The sequence below is a fragment of the Roseateles sp. GW821-FHT02E12 genome, assembly GCF_059421665.1.
In genome coordinates, this window is the sequence record NZ_JBWKVK010000002.1 from 1212467 (window position 1) to 1229228 (window position 16762).

Annotated in this window: 15 protein-coding genes; 1 reads left to right on the forward strand and 14 read right to left on the reverse strand. The window is 63.6% G+C overall.

Features of this window, described 5'->3' with window-relative positions; all coding sequences use genetic code 11:
- Positions 1-37: 37 nt before the first annotated feature.
- From AC07V5_RS16355 to AC07V5_RS16420, 14 genes are all read right to left on the reverse strand, one after another.
- Entirely contained in the window at positions 38-2554 is a 2517-nt protein-coding gene (locus AC07V5_RS16355) for a hypothetical protein (RefSeq protein WP_495116729.1), read from the reverse strand.
- A 2-nt stretch (positions 2555-2556) separates the two neighbouring features.
- Positions 2557-4380 (reverse strand): hypothetical protein, encoded by a 1824-nt coding sequence (locus AC07V5_RS16360; RefSeq protein WP_495116730.1) that lies wholly within the window; start codon positions 4378-4380, stop codon positions 2557-2559.
- Complete coding sequence (locus AC07V5_RS16365; protein WP_495116731.1) at positions 4380-6830, reverse strand: hypothetical protein; 2451 nt, start codon at positions 6828-6830, stop codon at positions 4380-4382. The genes AC07V5_RS16360 and AC07V5_RS16365 overlap by 1 nt, the downstream gene beginning before the upstream one ends.
- 233 nt (positions 6831-7063) lie before the next feature.
- Positions 7064-8416, reverse strand: a complete 1353-nt coding sequence (locus tag AC07V5_RS16370; protein WP_495116732.1) for a replicative DNA helicase — start codon at positions 8414-8416, stop codon at positions 7064-7066.
- Positions 8413-9072, reverse strand: a complete 660-nt coding sequence (locus tag AC07V5_RS16375) for a phage replication initiator YdaU family protein (RefSeq protein ID WP_495116733.1) — start codon at positions 9070-9072, stop codon at positions 8413-8415. The genes AC07V5_RS16370 and AC07V5_RS16375 overlap by 4 nt, the downstream gene beginning before the upstream one ends.
- Before the next feature lie 342 nt (positions 9073-9414).
- On the reverse strand, positions 9415-9633 hold the full coding sequence (locus tag AC07V5_RS16380; protein WP_495116734.1) for a hypothetical protein: 219 nt from the start codon (positions 9631-9633) through the stop codon (positions 9415-9417).
- Positions 9634-9637: 4 nt separating this feature from the next.
- A complete protein-coding gene (locus tag AC07V5_RS16385) occupies positions 9638-9886 on the reverse strand; it encodes a helix-turn-helix transcriptional regulator (RefSeq protein WP_495116735.1) in 249 nt (82 codons plus the stop codon).
- Positions 9887-9990: 104 nt separating this feature from the next.
- Positions 9991-10608, reverse strand: a complete 618-nt coding sequence (locus AC07V5_RS16390; protein ID WP_495116736.1) for a hypothetical protein — start codon at positions 10606-10608, stop codon at positions 9991-9993.
- A 99-nt stretch (positions 10609-10707) separates the two neighbouring features.
- A complete protein-coding gene (locus AC07V5_RS16395) occupies positions 10708-11205 on the reverse strand; it encodes a hypothetical protein (protein ID WP_495116737.1) in 498 nt (165 codons plus the stop codon).
- 18 nt (positions 11206-11223) lie between these two features.
- The gene (locus AC07V5_RS16400; protein WP_495116738.1) at positions 11224-11721 is read right to left on the reverse strand and encodes an HNH endonuclease; all 498 of its coding nucleotides are present in this window, start codon (positions 11719-11721) and stop codon (positions 11224-11226) included.
- 11 nt (positions 11722-11732) lie between these two features.
- Positions 11733-12323, reverse strand: coding sequence for a hypothetical protein (locus AC07V5_RS16405; RefSeq protein WP_495116739.1), 591 nt, complete (start codon positions 12321-12323; stop codon positions 11733-11735).
- Positions 12324-12378: 55 nt separating this feature from the next.
- The gene (locus tag AC07V5_RS16410; protein ID WP_495116740.1) at positions 12379-12753 is read right to left on the reverse strand and encodes a hypothetical protein; all 375 of its coding nucleotides are present in this window, start codon (positions 12751-12753) and stop codon (positions 12379-12381) included.
- The gene (locus AC07V5_RS16415; RefSeq protein WP_495116741.1) at positions 12746-13060 is read right to left on the reverse strand and encodes a hypothetical protein; all 315 of its coding nucleotides are present in this window, start codon (positions 13058-13060) and stop codon (positions 12746-12748) included. The genes AC07V5_RS16410 and AC07V5_RS16415 overlap by 8 nt, the downstream gene beginning before the upstream one ends.
- Positions 13061-13156: 96 nt before the next feature.
- Complete coding sequence (locus tag AC07V5_RS16420) at positions 13157-13369, reverse strand: hypothetical protein (RefSeq protein ID WP_495116742.1); 213 nt, start codon at positions 13367-13369, stop codon at positions 13157-13159.
- Positions 13370-13679: 310 nt separating this feature from the next.
- Between AC07V5_RS16420 and AC07V5_RS16425 the strand changes: the two genes are divergently transcribed.
- On the forward strand, positions 13680-16760 hold the full coding sequence (locus AC07V5_RS16425; protein WP_495116743.1) for a class I SAM-dependent DNA methyltransferase: 3081 nt from the start codon (positions 13680-13682) through the stop codon (positions 16758-16760).
- The last annotated feature ends 2 nt before the right edge of the window (positions 16761-16762 follow it).

The window sequence follows — 16762 nt, forward strand, 5'->3', positions numbered from 1 at the left end:
TTCGGTTGGGTTGAATCGGTTGCGGCGGGGCCTTCGCCTACTGGATGGCCGCACTCGGCCGCAGAAGGAACTGCTGCCCTTGCTTCTGCTCGGCATCGCGCTCCATGCGGCGCAGGTAGCCCGGCGACAGCCACTCCTGCATCTGGTAGAGGACCATGTAGTTCAGGACCGGACGCAGATAGAAGAGGTTGGCGAATGGGGTGTTGTTCAGCACCTCGCCGAACGCACGGGCCGCGAACTTGTCGCCTTCCATGGCCTTGTGATACAGGTCGACAAAGCGGCCCGCTGAGCTGATGACCGGGCCAGCCAGACTTTCCACGGTCCCTGATCCCATGCGGTTGGCAGCGCCGAAGAGGAAGTCGCCATAGATGCCAGCGCCGCCGCCTTGGACCATGGCTGCGAGGAAGACTTTGAGCGCTTGCCCTTCTTGCGTCGGATCGCGCGGCGTCTTCCCCTTGGTAAGGTCCTTCAGCGCCATCGACCCGTAGCCCATCAGCGTGCTGAAGGCGATCACCCGCGCCAACCCCTGGAATTCGCCGTTGCCGTTCCTCAGTGCGCCAAGTAGTGAGTCGCCCTCATAGCCGCGGCCGTACAGCTCGCGGCCCAGAACGCGCTGCATGTAGGCGCCCGTGAAGCTCTTGAACTGCATGGCGAAGCGCATGAACTCGCCGGTCCAGGTGCCAGGCCGCGTGCCTTGCAGCAGAATGGCGCGCGTCTTGGCGTCCGGCTCCAAAGCCAGCGTACTCGTCTGGTCCACGAAGTAGGTACGAAGACGCTGCTCCAACTCTCGGCGCGCGCCCGCGACAGCTTCGTCTCCTGCCGCAGCGCCCGCATAGGCGCGTATCACCGAGTCATCCACGGTCTTCAACGCCTCAGGCACGATGTAAGCCCGGCCATCGACGTGTTTCTCAGTCGCGCTGCGGATCACGTTCCACTCGGGCTCTCCGATGCCGTAGAGGGTCAACACCCGCTGGTACTCCGGCACCAGCGCGCCCCAAGTTTTGTCGGCCTGTAGCGCCATGTGATGCGACATTCCGAACGCGGCGGACGTGCGCATCCGGCTCTGCCACCACTGGCTGCCGTTCCACTTCATGAAGGTGGCCATCAGGCCCGACATCGAGCCGGCCTCAGAGAAGGAGCCGACGCGGCCTAACTCGCCAGCCATGTTGTCGAGCGTCACATCAAGCGCAGCTGCCAGCTCGCGCACCTCTGGCGAACTCATCCCGCGGCCAAGGCCTGAGACCGCCTCGCCCATGCCGCTGAAGAAGCCGCGGCCCTGGTACCGGGCGCCGCTGCCGTAGACCGCCACGTCGTTGAGCTGCGACAGCAGCATCCCGCCGAGCTTAGACAAGGTTTCAACCGACCGGATGTTGGCCGCGCGCCGGGCCCACATGGCATTGCCGGCAATGTTCATGCTGCCATCCACCGCCGACAGGTAGCGGTCGTGCGCGCCTTGCGCATCGGCCAGCTTCGTCACGGCTTCGATGTTGCCGGCATCCTTGGCAGCCAGCGTCAGGTCGTCGCGGATCGCGCTCACCATGGCGGCCGGGTTCGTACCGAGCATCTGCATGATGCCGGTGGACTGGGCCGAGCGTTCCAGGCCTTGCAGCACGCTCTCACGCAGGTTGCCGCCGCCGAACTGCTGGTTGTAGTCGAACCAGGCATCGGCGTCCTTGAAGATGACTGAGCGCTGCTGGCTGAGCTTCTTCGCGATGTTTGCTGGGCCCTTGAAGCCGCTGGCCACGTCGTCGGGCGCGGCCTTGAGGTGGTTGCCGCTGGCCAGATTCGTCCACAGGCCCTTCAGCATCTTCTCGGGATCGACCGCGCCGGACAGCGCTTGCATGTGCGGCAGATCGAACGCCTCGCGCGCCACCTTCGCCCAGGCCTCGAAGCCGCCTTCGGCGCCGGCACCGCGCACCTTCTCGGGCACATGGCTCTGCCGGGTGATGTAGTCGTCGCGCTGGCCGATCCACGCGCCGGCCCGGTTTGCGTCCAGGCGCGTCACCTCCTGCCACTTCGCCACTATGCGGGCGATGTCGACGGCCTCGGACGAGTGGGAAGAAAGGTCGGCACCCTCGCGCCGCAGGTCGTACAGCGCCCGGGCGACTTCACGGTCCATGGCGCCCGAGGCAAACAGCGCGCCGTGGCCGCTGGCCTCCAGGTCGTGCGTGAAGCCGGCGAGGTACTGCGCCTTCAGCGACTCCTGCACCGATGCCACGCTGAGCCGGGCGCCCTGCTTCGCGCGCTGCGTGCCGACGAGCATGGACTCGACGCCCAACGCGACGTTGCTGCCGAAGTGCTGCTGCACCCAGCCCACACGCTCCAGCCGTTTGTAGGCGTTCATTGCCGCGTTGCGCTTTTCGATGACGGCCGCCATTTCCACATGCTCGGCGACCTCTCGGCCGGCGCGTAGTCGTGCCTCCTGAGGGTCGACGCCATCGCGGATTGCGACGTAGCTGGCACGAGCGTCGATGGCTTCCTGCAGCGATTGCAGTTCTTCCTGAGAGAGCGGCGCGCCCTCCGCCCGGTTTATCTCGTCAAAGCACTTGGTCATCATCAAACCTCACAGATAGCACCGATGCGCGACACCTCACCTACGGAGCGGGCGCGCTTGATTTCGTCATCAAAGACTTGCAAGTTCGTCAGGCGGTACAGCGCCTGGGGCGCCATGCCATTGGCCGCCAGCTTCTTCTGCAAGGTTCCAAGCCTGTCCATCGCATCGACAAGCTCTTCGGATGCTTGGCCCGCTGACCCACTGTCCTTCGCCTCCGGCAGGCGCTCTTGAGCCGAGCCTGAGGCGCCCTTGCTGCCGAGGTAGAGAGCTGCGGGCTTCCGCTGCTCAGCCGCAGCTGCTGCCACGTCCTGTGCCGTCGCACGCTGTCCCATCGCTGCGGGATCAGTCCGAAGCGTTGCATCCACATTGGGCATACGGCCGCGGGCGAAGTCGGCCAAAGCGGCACGCATGACAGCCTCACGCGTCTCAGGCGAAACCATGCCGATGGTGAATGCTGCGGGCGGGCTGTGCTGCCCTGTGATGGCTCTGGCAAGCTCGGCCGCAGCCATGAAACCCCGCGCCTCCGCCTCGACTCGAGCCTCGAAGGCCGCGGGCACCTCGTTGGCATCCAGGCCCGCCAGTTGTTGCTCTGCCTGGGACGCCCTTGCATTCGCCTCGATCTGTTGCTCGATGCGCTGCTGACCGGCCTGCGCGTCGGCAAGCTGCTCTCCGACTTGCTTGCGAGCACTCGCCTCCGCTTCCTTGCGAGACAGCCAGCCCTGCTGCGCATCCTTCGCCAGTTGCTTGAAGGTGGCCGGGTCTTGCAGAGTCGCGATGCGCTGGCCAGTCACAGCCAGGTCAGCCTGCAATTGCCGGATGGCTCCCGGCTCGGCTCGCCCCGACGTCTGTGACAGCAATTCCGCACGGATGTCCTCGCGCAGAGAATCCACCGCGCGCGCCCGCGCTGACTCTGGCGTCATCTCGTAGAGCTTGGAAAAAGGCGCATCGGGAACCTGTGCCAGTCGAGCGCGTGGCTCGGTCCGCGGTACGGCCGCAGGGGCCTGGACCGCTTCCAGCGCCTGGTCCGCTATGCCAGCAGCGCGGCGCTGAGCCGCGGTGAAACCGCTGGGATCGGTCATCAGCCCGGCCTCATAGTCCATCACCTGGCGCACGGCCTGCTGGTTCAAACCAGCGAATCGCGCATACGGATTCCCGCCACCTCTCAAAGCATCGCCGACGGCACCAGTCACCGCATGTAGCCCGCCACCGGCTGCCGTACCGAACGCCATGTTGAGGAGGCTGTCGGTCAGCGTGTACTCGTCACCCAGTTCCTGATGGAGCGCGTAGGTCGGTGCTTCCAGGACCGCAGCTCCTACGGCGCCTTCGGTTGCGCCGATCATGCCGCGGACAGCAGCGCGCTCAAGCGGTGAGGCGGCGCGGGCGAGCAAGCTGGCGACGCGGGCTTCGCGCACAACTGGGATGAAGGCCGAAGCGACATTCAGCGGGTCGGAAACGCCGGCCAGCAGCATCGCCCCGCCGCGAACTGGCGAACCGAGCCAGGACCAAGGAGTCGCGCTGTCGACCTGCCGCAGCAGTTGGTCGTTGCGTTGGCGGCTGATGAGCATGTCTGCCGCCTCTTGGGTGTAGCCGCCTGCGGGCGCCGTTGCCTTCACCCTTGCCTCCTTGAACAGGTCATTCGCCTGCTGCTGGGTCAGGCGCCGGCCGCGCTGGTTGGCCTGTTGAACCTCGGCATAGTCGACGAGCAGGGAAGAGGCGTTGCCGTTGATCGCAGAAGCGACAGAGGCCTGCAGTGAAAGGCGACTGGACGGCTCAATCTCCCCGGGGTTCGCAAGAACGCCGGTGTCGGTGTTGACGTAGTACGGCATCAGCGGCGCTCCCCGTGAAGCTCAGCCTGGCTTTCGTGCAGACGCTGGGCGTAGAGGTTCGCGGCCTGGACGCTCGAAAACTTGCCCAGGTGCTTGCCAGTGCTGCGGTACTGCGCGATGGCGTCGTCGTCGGACAGGATGCGGCCGTCGTCGCTGACAGTCGGGATCAGCACCTCTTGACCGTCAACGCTGACGCCGATGCTGCGGACCGTGCTGATGGAGCCATCCTCGTTCCGTACGACCGGGCGCTTGGACAAGTTGATGTTCCCCGGCTCGATGAGGCCGTCGCGGCGCGGGTTCAAGTCCTGCTGCCGGCGACGAAGGGCCTCGATGTCCGCCGCTCGCTCGTTCTCTGGCTTTTTGGCTTCGAGCGCACGGCTGTTCAGATCGGCCCAGCGCGCGGTGATGGGCTTGCCGCCGCTGTCGCTCACTGCGTACACGCCGCCGTCAGCACCGCGCATAGCAAGTTGCAGGCCGGTTTCGTCGCTGCTCGTAATCCACATGGAGCGGGAGCGCAGCGCGTCCTGAGTGATCGGCGTTGGCATGGGGCCGGCGAACACCTGGGCCTGCCCACCCTTGACGACATCGTCCAGAAGCGTCGCCGCACCACGCGCCACCGCCGACGCATCCACCGTCTTCGGAACTCGGTAGGTGTCTTTGAAGGTGTACGCGTGGCCCATGGTCTCGTCGTAGGCCTGCCGCGCCGCAGCGGTCACGTCCTGACCCTGGCTGCGGTACAGCATCGCCAGCCTCTCAGCGGAATCCATGACCTTGGCCAGCGTTCGATTGCCGTCAGCACCTTGAGCGGTGAACGTGCCTTGAGCACCCTTGAACTCGGACAACAGCTTGTCGCGGATGTCCTTCGGCTCGCTGGGGTCGATCAGCGCCTTCAGTTCATCCGGCTTCATCGTCATGACCTGCGCCATGCGCGACCGGCTGGCGTCGTTGCGCATGTTGGGAATGATCAGCGCCGCCGTCGGAATCCGGTTGTCCTGCGCCAGCTGCCCGTAGATCTGCGGCCAATACTTGCCCCATTGCTGCTCCAGCCCCTGAAGGGCCGCGACGATGGGCGCGCCACCCTTCGACGTATCCGACAGCACATCTGCAATCTGGTTCGCCTGGGCGTTCGTCAACAGCTTCGGACCGCGCAGCTTGTTCCCGGTGTTGTCGTCGCGGATCGTGTCGACGCCGAGGCGCAGCTGCTCCGCCGAGGTCACGCGAGCGTAAAAGTCAGTTGCGGCCACCTTGTCTTCCGCTGACTGGCTCGGGTCGCTCAGGACGCGCTGCAGCACCGCCCCCGCCCGCTGAACCCTGACCGACTGCTTCAACATGTACTCAGCAGGGTCGGCGATGAGGGCCTTCTCAACGGCCTGCTTCGCCTGCTGCAGCGTCTGCTGCATCGAAAGCTCACCAGCAAAGCCAACGCCAGGCGTCGGCGAGGCCTCCGCAACCATCCGCCCACGCTCGGCGGCGTCCGCCGTACTCATGGCGCTGATGCCGCCGCTGATCTTGAGGTAGTTGCCGACCTCCTGCTGCCACATCACAGCACCGTTCGCCCCGTAGGCCGCCGCGTACTCAGCAGCACTTGGAGCAACACCCTCGGGAACCGACGTACCGGATAGCACCATCGCCTGGACATCCTTGGTCCGGGACGCAACATTGAACTTGCTCTGCGCTCCGAGAGACTGCTCCCAGCCGTGAAACTGGAGGAGAAGGTTGGCCCGCTGGTTGGGGTCCAGCGGCTCGCCGTCAGGGCCGGCAATCTGGTCGCGCAACCGCCGCAGCTCTGATGCGTCACCTTTGTCGAGGGCCTGGACGCCGGCCGCCTCGTAGAAGCTCCGATACGTGCGCTCGGTGAAGTTCTGCTTCAGCTGGCGAATTGCCTCAGGCGCGAGCCCAGCCTCCGGGCCCGCGAAGTCCACGAAGCCGGAGAACTGGCTCGCCGCGACGCCAGGCCCGAGGCGCATCGCATCACGGCTCTTCTCCTCTGCGAACTGCCCGATGGTTGAGCCGACCTCGTTCTGACGGCGCCTTGCCGCGACTCCCAAGATGCTGCGACGCAGGCCGCCGTCCGTGGCCTCCAGCTCTGGCACAACACTTTCGCGCATGGCCGGCGCCAGGTCCTTAGTACCCTCGCTGCGGATCTGGCGCAAGCGCTCCTGCAACAGCGATTCAGCTTTGCCAGCGTCGACCGAGCCGTCCTCGATGCCACGCTGAATCTCGTCGTGAACGTCATGCAACTGGTTCTTGACACGCACCATCGCCAATCCTGCTGCCGCGCGTTGCTTCTTCTCGTCGGCAACCCGGAACTCTTCGCCAGCTGCGGCGATAGCCTCTCCAAGCCCGCCAACAGCGCGAGCTACCGCTCCGTCGTCGAAGCCGACCGCTCCGCGTTGCGGGCTCAGCGTGGGCCGCAGGCCAAAGTCAGCCGCTGAAGTGAGTTTTGGCATAGGTTAGTTCTCCCGATTCGGGTCGATGTCATTTGGCTCATCTGCGTAGCCGCCCCTCATGAGGGTGAACAAGGCGAGGCACTCGCCGTATGCGATGTGCGACGGATCCAGCTCCAGACCCTCACCGGCGGGCGGCGCCGGTGGCGTCGCGACTGGCAGAGTTGTTCCGTTGAACGCCGCGAGGCGGAGGTGCGGGGGGTGTGCTCGTCGATTCATTTCCTGCGTCCGCTCCATCACTGCGCCTGGCCACGGCCGGACTTCCTGGTCACGTCGCCGGTGCTGGGGTACCAGCGCTGGATTCGTCCATCGAACCCCAGCGCGAGCCGCCCGCGCCGGCCGCCGCGGTTCTTGGCAACCTTGGCCAGGACCAGGAGCGATCCATCGGACTGATTGCCCATCGGATGCAGCAGCACGACGACGTCAGCGTCCTCTTCAATCGCGCCAGACTCCTTTAGGTGATGCAGCTCCGGTTCATCGCCTTCACTTGAACGGTTCAGCTGGGACAGCAGCAGCACGCAGACGCCGAGTTCCTTGGCCAGCGACTTGATGCCGCGGCTCATCTGCTCAATCTGGTGATGACGCTTCGCGGCCTCTCCGGCACCGCTCATCAGCTGCAGGTAGTCGATGACGATGAGCCCCAAACCGCCGCGCCGCTGCACTTGCCGGGCCTTGAACCTGATGTCCAAGAGGGTCAGAGCGCCCTGGTCGTCGATGAAGACGGGCAACTGGTTGGCTCGGTCCGCTACCTCGGAGAGGCGTGTCCAGTCCTCCTGCTGCAGCGTGCCAAGGGCGAGGTGATCCATGCGAACGGAGCCAAGATGCGCCGCGGCACGGTCGGTGAGTTCACCGGCCGTCATCTCCTGGCTGAGCATCAGGGTCCGCTGCCCTTGTCCGGCAATGTGCAGCAGGATTTGTGTAGCAAGCGACGTCTTCCCGACGCTGGGGCGCGCTGCCAGCACGATGACTTTCCCGGGCTTGATGCCGCCGCCCAGCGCCTCGTCAAGCGGACCAAGCCCCGTCGGGACGCCGGGCAGGATGTCGCCAGTCTGGAGGCTTTCCCAGTGCGCTGACCGCTCCGTCATCAGCTCGCCCAAAGGACGTGGCTCGCTGCTCGGGCGCACACGCTTGAGGTTGGCAAAGCGCGACTGCAGCTGGTCAAGGGCTTCGTCAGCGGACATGGAGTCGCGGACAACGTCCGTGGCGCTGTCGATGGCATACAGCACGTCTCGGCGCAATGCCTTGTCCGCCACGATCTCGGCGTAGCGCCGGCAGTTGGCGGCGCTGGGCACGCACTGTGCGAGCTGGTTCAAGTACAGGAGCCCGCCAGCGTGCTCGGCCAGGCCGCCTGTTTCCAGGGCGTCGAAGACCGTCACTGTGTCGGCAGGCTTGCCAGCACGGATCAATCCCCGGATTGCTTCGAAAATGGCGCGATGTGGAGGGTGCCAGAAGCTGCCATCCGTCACGAAGGAGGTGACCACGCCCATTGCATCGTTGTCGATCAGGACGCCGCCCAGAACGCTTTGCTCTGCCTCGCAGGACCATGGAAGCGAGTCGGGGTCGCCGATGATGCTCGGGAGGTAGTTCATACCGTGCCCCCGGTGAACAGCTCGTCGGACGACAGCACCGGCGCCCGTCCGACCGGAAGCCCGTTGCCGTTCCGAGAGGGGTTCTTGGCCGGAAATAGACCCTGATAGCCGCTGGCGATGGAGTTGCCGATCACGGCGGCCGGATCGTGTCCCTCGTTCCTAAGGTCGGCCAGACGTTTGAGCTGCTTCTCAGCCGCGCGAGAACTGATGGGCTTGCGACGCTCGCGGCGATCAGCGACCCAGTCTGCCCAGACCAGACGAGGGAGCCAGTCGGGCAGTTCAACCGCACTGGCGTCGAACGCGGCAGCGCGCTTGCGCGCAACCTTTGATGGTTCTTGGTGGTTCATTGATGGTTCGTACGTCCTGGCGGACAGGGGTTTGGCGTCCTGTTGGACACCCCTTCGCGTCCCAGCGGACACCCTGTCCTGCTGGACACCCCTGTCCTGGAGGACGCCCCCGCTCGCTAAGGTGATGCGGTAGAGGTTTGTGCCTTTGGGGCCTTCGTTCTGGCAGACCTGCAGTTCGCCCGACAGGCGCAGCGCCGCTATGAGCTTCTGCGCCCCCCGCGGCAAGATTCGGCACTTGGTCGCCAGAGTCTGAACGGCCGGATATGCGCGGCCGTCGTCATCGGCGAAGTCCGCGATGGCCAGCAGCATGAGCAACTCAGAGCCGGCATGCCTACTGCCTTCCCAGACGCGCGCCATGGTCCGCACGCTCATACCCCATGACCTCCGAGCCCGGACGCTGCCTGGTCAAGGCGCCGACAGGCCTCGATAAGGCGCAACTGGTCGGCAGGCTCGAAGTCATGCAGGGGGGCCCAGAACTCATGGCGCGCCGTCGTCCAAACTACCGCGAAGACGCCGATGCCGGCCACCGTTCCAGAAGGACGCCACGGTCCCTGGATGTTGTCCATCGTCAGGAGACCCCGGCCACGAGGGACGAAGCGCACAGGCATGCGAGCAACGCCGCCCATCCCAAATGCACGACCGCAGCCAGTGTCAATCCGCATGGCCAACTCCCTCGCGGGTGAGGAACGTGCGGACCTCGGCCAACGAAGCCAGATCTCTCTTGAGCTTCCAGCGGCTGACCAGATACGTGGGCGGTGCGCCCATGCCATCAGCGCGGATTAGTTGAAAGCCACGCAGGGCGGCAATCGCCTGTAGTGTGCTGAACTCCTTTGCGTCGAGCGCAGGCGCAGCACCGCTTTCGGGAGTCATGGCGTCAGGCCGCCGCACCACGGTCCGCCGAGGCCTTGCGCAACTCCCCAACCCGCCAGGCAGTGACGTTTGGGCCGAGCTTCTGTGGGGCCGGCAATCGGCGAGACTTGACCCAGCGCCAGACGGTCGCGGTGCTGATGCCGTTGAGTGCAGCAACGACCTTCAGCCGAACGTGCGCCGAATCCGGCAATTGGTCAAACTGCGTCAGCGCGGTGGGGAGGTCGGCTTCGCCGCTTTGATGATTCGTGGACATCGTGTCGCTCCAAGACAGGCAGTGAACGGCCTGCCGCCGTTTGCCCCTGATTGCTACAGGGTGCAACACGACTTTGGAGCTGCGCCTCACGGCGCACCATTTAATTAGGCAACACGATTCTTTTTTGGTCGCCCGCGCGGTCTGCGCCAGGCAAACGCGCTTCGAAGGCTTCTCGTCATCGGGCCGCGCTGCAGTTCAGCGATCCAGGCCTGCGCCGGCTCAAGCCGCGAGCCCAGGCCGAGTTCGACGCGCTCCTCGTAATACGCAGCGAGCTCAGCACGGAGCGAACCGGAAAGAAGGCCTTCAGCCAGCTCCAAGAGTGGCATGCCGGAGAGAAAGCCTGGAAGTGTTGTGGCCCGTGAATCGCTGGTGTATCGCGACCAAACCGTTGGAGGGAATCCGAGCGGCCCGGAGTCGCTTTCGCTCTCCGACCGCCACCGACGAAACATGAAGTTGATCCAGTCGCGGTACAGCTGTTCGATGCGCTTGGCCGACAACGGCGTCTGTCGCCTGTCACCTTCTTCACCAGCACCTCGCCCAAGCTGCCGCAGGGCTCCTTCGGCGACGCACTCCAGGATGCCGTTCGGATAGCCAGCGCCCCGCATAGGGTGAAGCGGGAAGGCCCATCCATGAAGCGCGTGAACCGCCTGAGCGATCTTGTCGTCGAGTTCAATCAGCCGCACGTTATCGACGCGGCGCGGCCGGCCTCGGCGACGAGCCATAGAAACCATGCATCCCCCGATGCAACCCTACGAGAAAGCCCCGGCAGGCGGGTAGGGGCCCCGCTCTTCGGTTCGCGGGCCTAGCCGGGGCACAACAGGCTACTGCGGCAACATGTGCCGCGAGCACAAATCTTCCATCAGCAGACGAGCCTGCTTCTCGGCCCTTGTGACGGGCGCTTCATCGCGGCTGAGCCGAACCATCGAAGCAGCGACTGTGCTTGCCTCCGAGTGAATCAACGGATCCACGAGATACCGTTCCGTCCGGCGCTTGGTGGCAGCGCGCCTGCCCTCGGCCTCGGCTTCAGAGACGTACCGGGCGACGGTGTACTTGCCGGACGGGTTCCGCCGAATCTGCAAGCGCCCGTCCACCTGCCAACGTACGGCCTGTGGGGCACCGCGCGGCCAGACATCTACCGAGGACGCTGGCATTCCTGGCTCGCCGGGAAAGAGGTGGGCCGGCGCCACGCCAGTCGCCACCAACAACTCCTTCGGGCCCTTGAAAGCATCACAGCAATCAAGGAACTCGCATGTGACGCCTCGGACAAACTTCAGCCTCTCGGCGGGGGTGTATTCCAAGCGATTGGACTTTCCGGGCATGATGGGCTCCTTGCGTCGCTATGCGGCGACAAACTCCAAGGCAGACAAAGGCCCCTTCCGGAGGTTGCAGGGTGCACACGCCGCCACAAGGTTGACCGCCTCATCAGTGCCGCCCAGCGCGCGCGGCATCTGGTGCTCGATGTGCCACTCGCCGTCCAGCTTCAACGGCGTGCCGCAATAGTGGCAGCAGCCGCCCGAGCGCACGAAGATTTCTCTCCGACGTCGGGCCACGGGCCGCGACGGGGTTTGGATCGACACGATGGCCAGCTCGGTGGCAGGCCAGAGATGTGTCTGCACACCTGCCGGCTCATCGTTCGCGGCGCCGGTGGCGCGTAGGACGCGGCGGGCGCCGGCCAATACCTCGGTCTTTGACTCGCCGATGGCCAGCACCCGCCCGGAGCGGGGCTGAATCACCATGAATCGGACGGCGTGCAGGCCGTTGCTGACAAGCGCCTGCGTGGCGATCTCGAAGTCACCCCGTCCGAACAGCCCACCATAGAGCGGCTTGCGGAGCATCGGCCCGGCGCTCATCCAAACGCCCCTTGAGCGGCCTGGCTTGTCGAGGTACCCGCTACGAGCTGAAGGTGCGATGGCTTGCAGTCGTCGTGCGTCAACTGGTGTGGACTGCAGAAGAAGGAGCGGGCATCGTCAGTCAGCACGACATAGCCCATGCGGAAATCAATGCGCCCGTGCTTTCCTATGAAATGGCCATCGTCAGCAGCGACTCTGTACAGGTCAAACCCTTCGACAATCTTGACCCTTTCCCCGTACTCATCGCTATCGTCAACGAAGTACAAGCAGGTGTCGCCTACCTCGAAGCGAGCGGGGGACTCACTCATGCGCCGCCGCATCTCGTCATTGCTGGGCGCGTCCCAGGCGCCGCGCCGCACCTCTAGTCTCAGCGCGTCCATGAGATTGCGTGCCAGCGAGCTGTAGGCTTTTGGGGTGCCTTTGGGCAACTCGGCCGCTCGCGCACGCATCGTCTGTGCATCAGCCAAGATTTCAGCGGCGCGGCTTTGGCTGACGCGGTAGACGCCAGTGGCGCCGTTGTTGATGCGCTCGGCCTTATTCAGCCGCAGCTCGGGGAACATGCCGCGACGCACGAACTCGCGTTCCATCGCGGGCGTGATCCAAACGCTGATGGCGGACCCAACGGGTACGTATTGTTGAGCGTTAGCCATGGGACACATCACCGACGCCGGCTGCTGCAGCACTGACGATGAGCAGTCGAACCCTTGCTGCTTCGGCTAGCTCCAGGCCTGCCTTCAGGTGCGTTCGGTACTCATCGATGTGGTCAATCATGTCGAGCAGCACCTTTGGCTCATTGCCTGACGCACGATGGTTCGCCAGGAGCTGGGAGCGGGAAAGCGTCAACGCGAGCATGGTGATGCGTCGCTTGACGCCCCAGGTCTCGTTGTATTCGGCTTCGCTCTCACGAATCTGGTCGCCCGTCATCAGCGGCTCGAAATCTATGGCGGCCATCTCGGCCAACTTGGCAGCAGCATCCGTCGGTTGTGCAGAGACCTTGCGAACAGCTTTCTTAACCATGGGACACCTCCGCAGCGACTGGGCCGGCGGCAAGTGTGCGCATGATCATTCGCTGGTCTTCATCGATCCAGTTACAACTGTAGGTCTCCGCCTCCGCGTTGACGTAATTCGCGTGCGTTTGCACCGAAGCTGAGATGACGCCGAGCATCGTGTGCACCGCTTTGGCTGCTCCTGGGTCGCGAGACAGCAGCGCGAGCTGCGCAGCTCTGCAGATTGCCTCGACCTCGATTTCCAGGTTCTGCGCAGAGCAGTCGAGCTGGTTCAGAGACGTACGCAGAGTCTCAAGGGTTACAGTTTCTTCAGCCATGGTTCACCTCTTCATTAGGTGGGTTGTGGTCAGGCCGGCCCAGAACTCTCACCTTCTGGGTTCGGCCGCCTTACCGCTGAACCGCAGCGGCGACGGTTAGTCATTCGGTTCTTTGGCCTTGTCGACCTGAGTCCTAACCCATGCCGGGCCGCCGAGGCGCTTCAACTTCTCCTTCTGCTCGTTCGTCATCCTGATCGTGACGGTGACGGTGTCCTCGCCTGGCGCGAGCGGCTTGCGCCCTTGTCCACGCCCTGCTCCCCCATGCTTGGGTTTGGTCGGTGGCATTTTGATAATGTATTTGTTTTTCAAGATGACGCAAGCGGCGTCAGCGCAACGCTTCCCGAATCAGTGCGTGGCATCCGCAAACCTGACGATGGTTTAGCAGGCTAGCAGCGCTAGCAACCATCAGTTGCGCTGGTGCCCCGGACAGGCACCGAACCGTCCGTGCCGGCGGAGCAACGTCTGACCCCTTACTCATCATCAACATTGAGGAAGCCACCGCTTGACTTCACCTAAAGCGGTTGAAACTAGACTTGGCATAGAGTGAACTCAGTGCCCCGCTGCTGACCTGGGAGGGTCTATGGGGAGGGTTCAGACCGCAGAGCGCGTCACTCCGACAATGACGCCGGCAGAGTTTGTCCGGAAGTGGGGTCCAGGCACGAAGGCCGACAGGCTCAATGAACGAGCCGGCGCTCAGTCGCATTTCAATGACCTTTGCGCAGTGCTTGGTGTCCCGTCGCCGGCCGATAGCGAAGACGACGGGTATCGCTTCGAGCAAGGGTTCCAAGGCGTGGCCGGCAGCCTGCTCTATTCCGATGTCTGGAAGCGCGGATGCTTCGCGTGGGAATACAAGTGTCCAGGAGAGGACCTGCGCAAAGCGCTGCAGCAGCTGATGCAGTACGCGCTGCCGCTGGAGAATCCCCCGCTTCTCGTCGTTAGCGACCGCCGTCGCATTGAAATCCATACGCACTTCACCGGCTGGCCAAGCACCAAACACGAGATCCAGCATGAGCAGCTTCTCGAGCCGAAGGTCTTGGCCAAGATTCGGCAGGTGTTTGTCGAGCCTGAGCGCTTTCGGCCGGAAAAGACTTCAAGGCAACTGACGACCGATCTCGCCGCCCGATTCGCTCAGCTGGCCAAGGAGCTGCGACTTCGCGGAGAAGATTCCTTCAAGGTCGCCCACTTTCTGACGCAGTGCGTCTTCTGCTGCTTTGCCGAGGACGTCAACTTGCTCAGAAACAATGAGTTTCGGCAGGTCGTGCAACGGCGGCAAGATCCTGAGCGCCTGAGAAGGAAGCTTGCTGAGCTGTTTGGTCAGATGCGGACGGGCGGCGACTTCGGCGTCGATGAGATTGCCTGGTTCAATGGCGGCCTGTTCGCTGCGGTGGACGTGCCGGCTCTGACGCCGGATGAGATCAAGACGCTTGGCGAAGCGGCCGAAGCAGACTGGCGGGCGATCGATCCAACTATTCTTGGAACGCTCTTCGAGCGCGGATTGGATCCTCAAAAGGAGAGACTCGTTGGAGCGCATTTCACCGATCCTGCGACCATCGAAAAGCTGATCGATCCCGTTCTGCGCCAGCCATTGCTTGCGGAGTGGGCAGCAGTGAGGGATGAGATCTCCGGGCTGCTGAGTTCCCGCGACTATCTGAATGTGCGAGCTAGCGGGGTACCAAGCAAGAACCCGGATCTACACCGACGTTATGCGGCGTTGCGGTCACAGGCTAGCCGCGCGGCCAACAAGGCCCAAACGCTCTTCTCGACCTTCCTGGAACGACTTAAGAACTATCGCGTGCTAGATCCTGCCTGCGGCAGTGGCAACTTCCTTTATTTAGCACTTCGCACGCTGAAGGACATCGAACTGCAGGCAAACCTTGAAGTCGAGAGGATTGGACTGCAGCGACAAATCCCCGTGACCGGACCTCAAAACGTCCTGGGAATCGAGAAGAACGAGTTTGCCGCGGAGCTGGCGAAGGTAACCATCTGGATTGGCGAGCTGCAGTGGCTGCGTGACAACGGCCTGGAGCCTGATGAAAGACCGGTCTTGAAGCCGTTAGATCAAATCCAGCGTCGCGACGCCTTGTTGGACGAGGATGGCGAAGAGGCCCAGTGGCCTCAGGCGGATGTCGTCGTTGGGAACCCGCCTTTCGTCGGGGACAAGAAGATGCGGTCTGAGTTGGGGTCTTGTTATACGGAGGCACTTCGTGGCGCCTACAAAGGGCGCGTCCCGGGTGGAGCCGATCTTGTGTGCTACTGGTTCGACAAGGCGCGGGAATTAATGAAAATCCAGCGCCTTGAACGAGCCGGCTTGGTGGCAACCAACTCCATCCGCAGCGGTCGCAATCGGGACGTTCTCGATGCAATCGCACGGGAGACACGCATCTTTGAGGCTTGGAGTAGTGAGCCCTGGGTCAATGAGGGCGCAGCGGTACGCGTATCGATCCTTGCTTTCGGATCAGCAGAGCAGTCTTCCTGCCTCGATGGTGCCGCTGTCTTTCGCATTGCTGCAGACCTCACCGGAGAGGTCTGCGCTTCCGCAACCGACTTAACCAACGCTAGGCCACTCTTCGAAAACCTCGGCGTCAGCTTTCAGGGTACGAGTAAGGTCGGCTCCTTCGAGATTCCGCGTGAAACCGCTGTCTCTTGGTTGCTCAGCCCGAACCCTCATGGCGTAGGGAACTATGCAGTTGTAAAGCCGTGGGCGAACGGGCTGGACCTTACGCGACGATGCAGCAACAAGTGGATCGTCGACTTTGGGACCGCGATGAACGAAGCAGACGCGTCAATGTTTGAGGCCCCCTTTGAACACATTTCCCGTCTGGTAAGAGCGGAGCGTCAAGGCAATGCACGAGAACAATACCGAAGGCTTTGGTGGCTGCACGCTGAGCCTCGGACCGCCATGCGCACGGCTCTCGCGCGGTGTCCTCGGTACATCGCTACGCCGCGCGTGGCCAAGCACCGGGTATTGACATGGCTCAATCAAGCGACGTTGCCCGATACGCAAGTTGTCGTCATCGCAAGGTCTGACGACGCGACGTTTGGCGTCCTTCACAGCCGGTTCCACGAGGTGTGGTCCTTGCGGCTGGGCTCGTCTTTGGAGGATCGGCCGCGCTATACGCCTACGACCTGCTTCGAAACCTTTCCGTTTCCGACGGGCTTCACGCCCGCCGAAACGGCACACCAAAAGACCGAGGTGCTGTCCGATGGCAGTGTGATCCCGGCCGATTTGGAGAAGCTGAAACGCGCACATGCGAGCGCAATTGCGAAGGCGGCCAGACAGCTTGTGGATCGCAGAGACCGCTGGTGCAATCCGCCCGAATGGTGCGAAAGGCTTCCAGAGGTTGTTCCCCTTGGCGTCGACGGAGCGATGTACGCAGATCGGATTTCTTCGCGGCCCGGATTTGAAATGGAACTCAGCAAGTTGACGCTGACCGCTCTCTACAACCAACGCCCAGCTTGGCTGTCGCGGGCGCACCAGGAGCTGGACGCAGCTGTTGCTGCGGCATACGGGTGGACTGACTACGAGCCCGAAATGTCTGACGAGGAGGTCGTACGCAGACTGCTAACTCTGAACCTCGAACGGGCGCGACTTCAATCCGGCCAGCGTGAGCTGCCACTCGTCGGCCTAGTGAGCAAGCGCGCTGCTGGCGCTATCGCCGCCTCCAAAGCTGCGCTCCGCGTGCGGAAGCGAGTCGCTTGAGC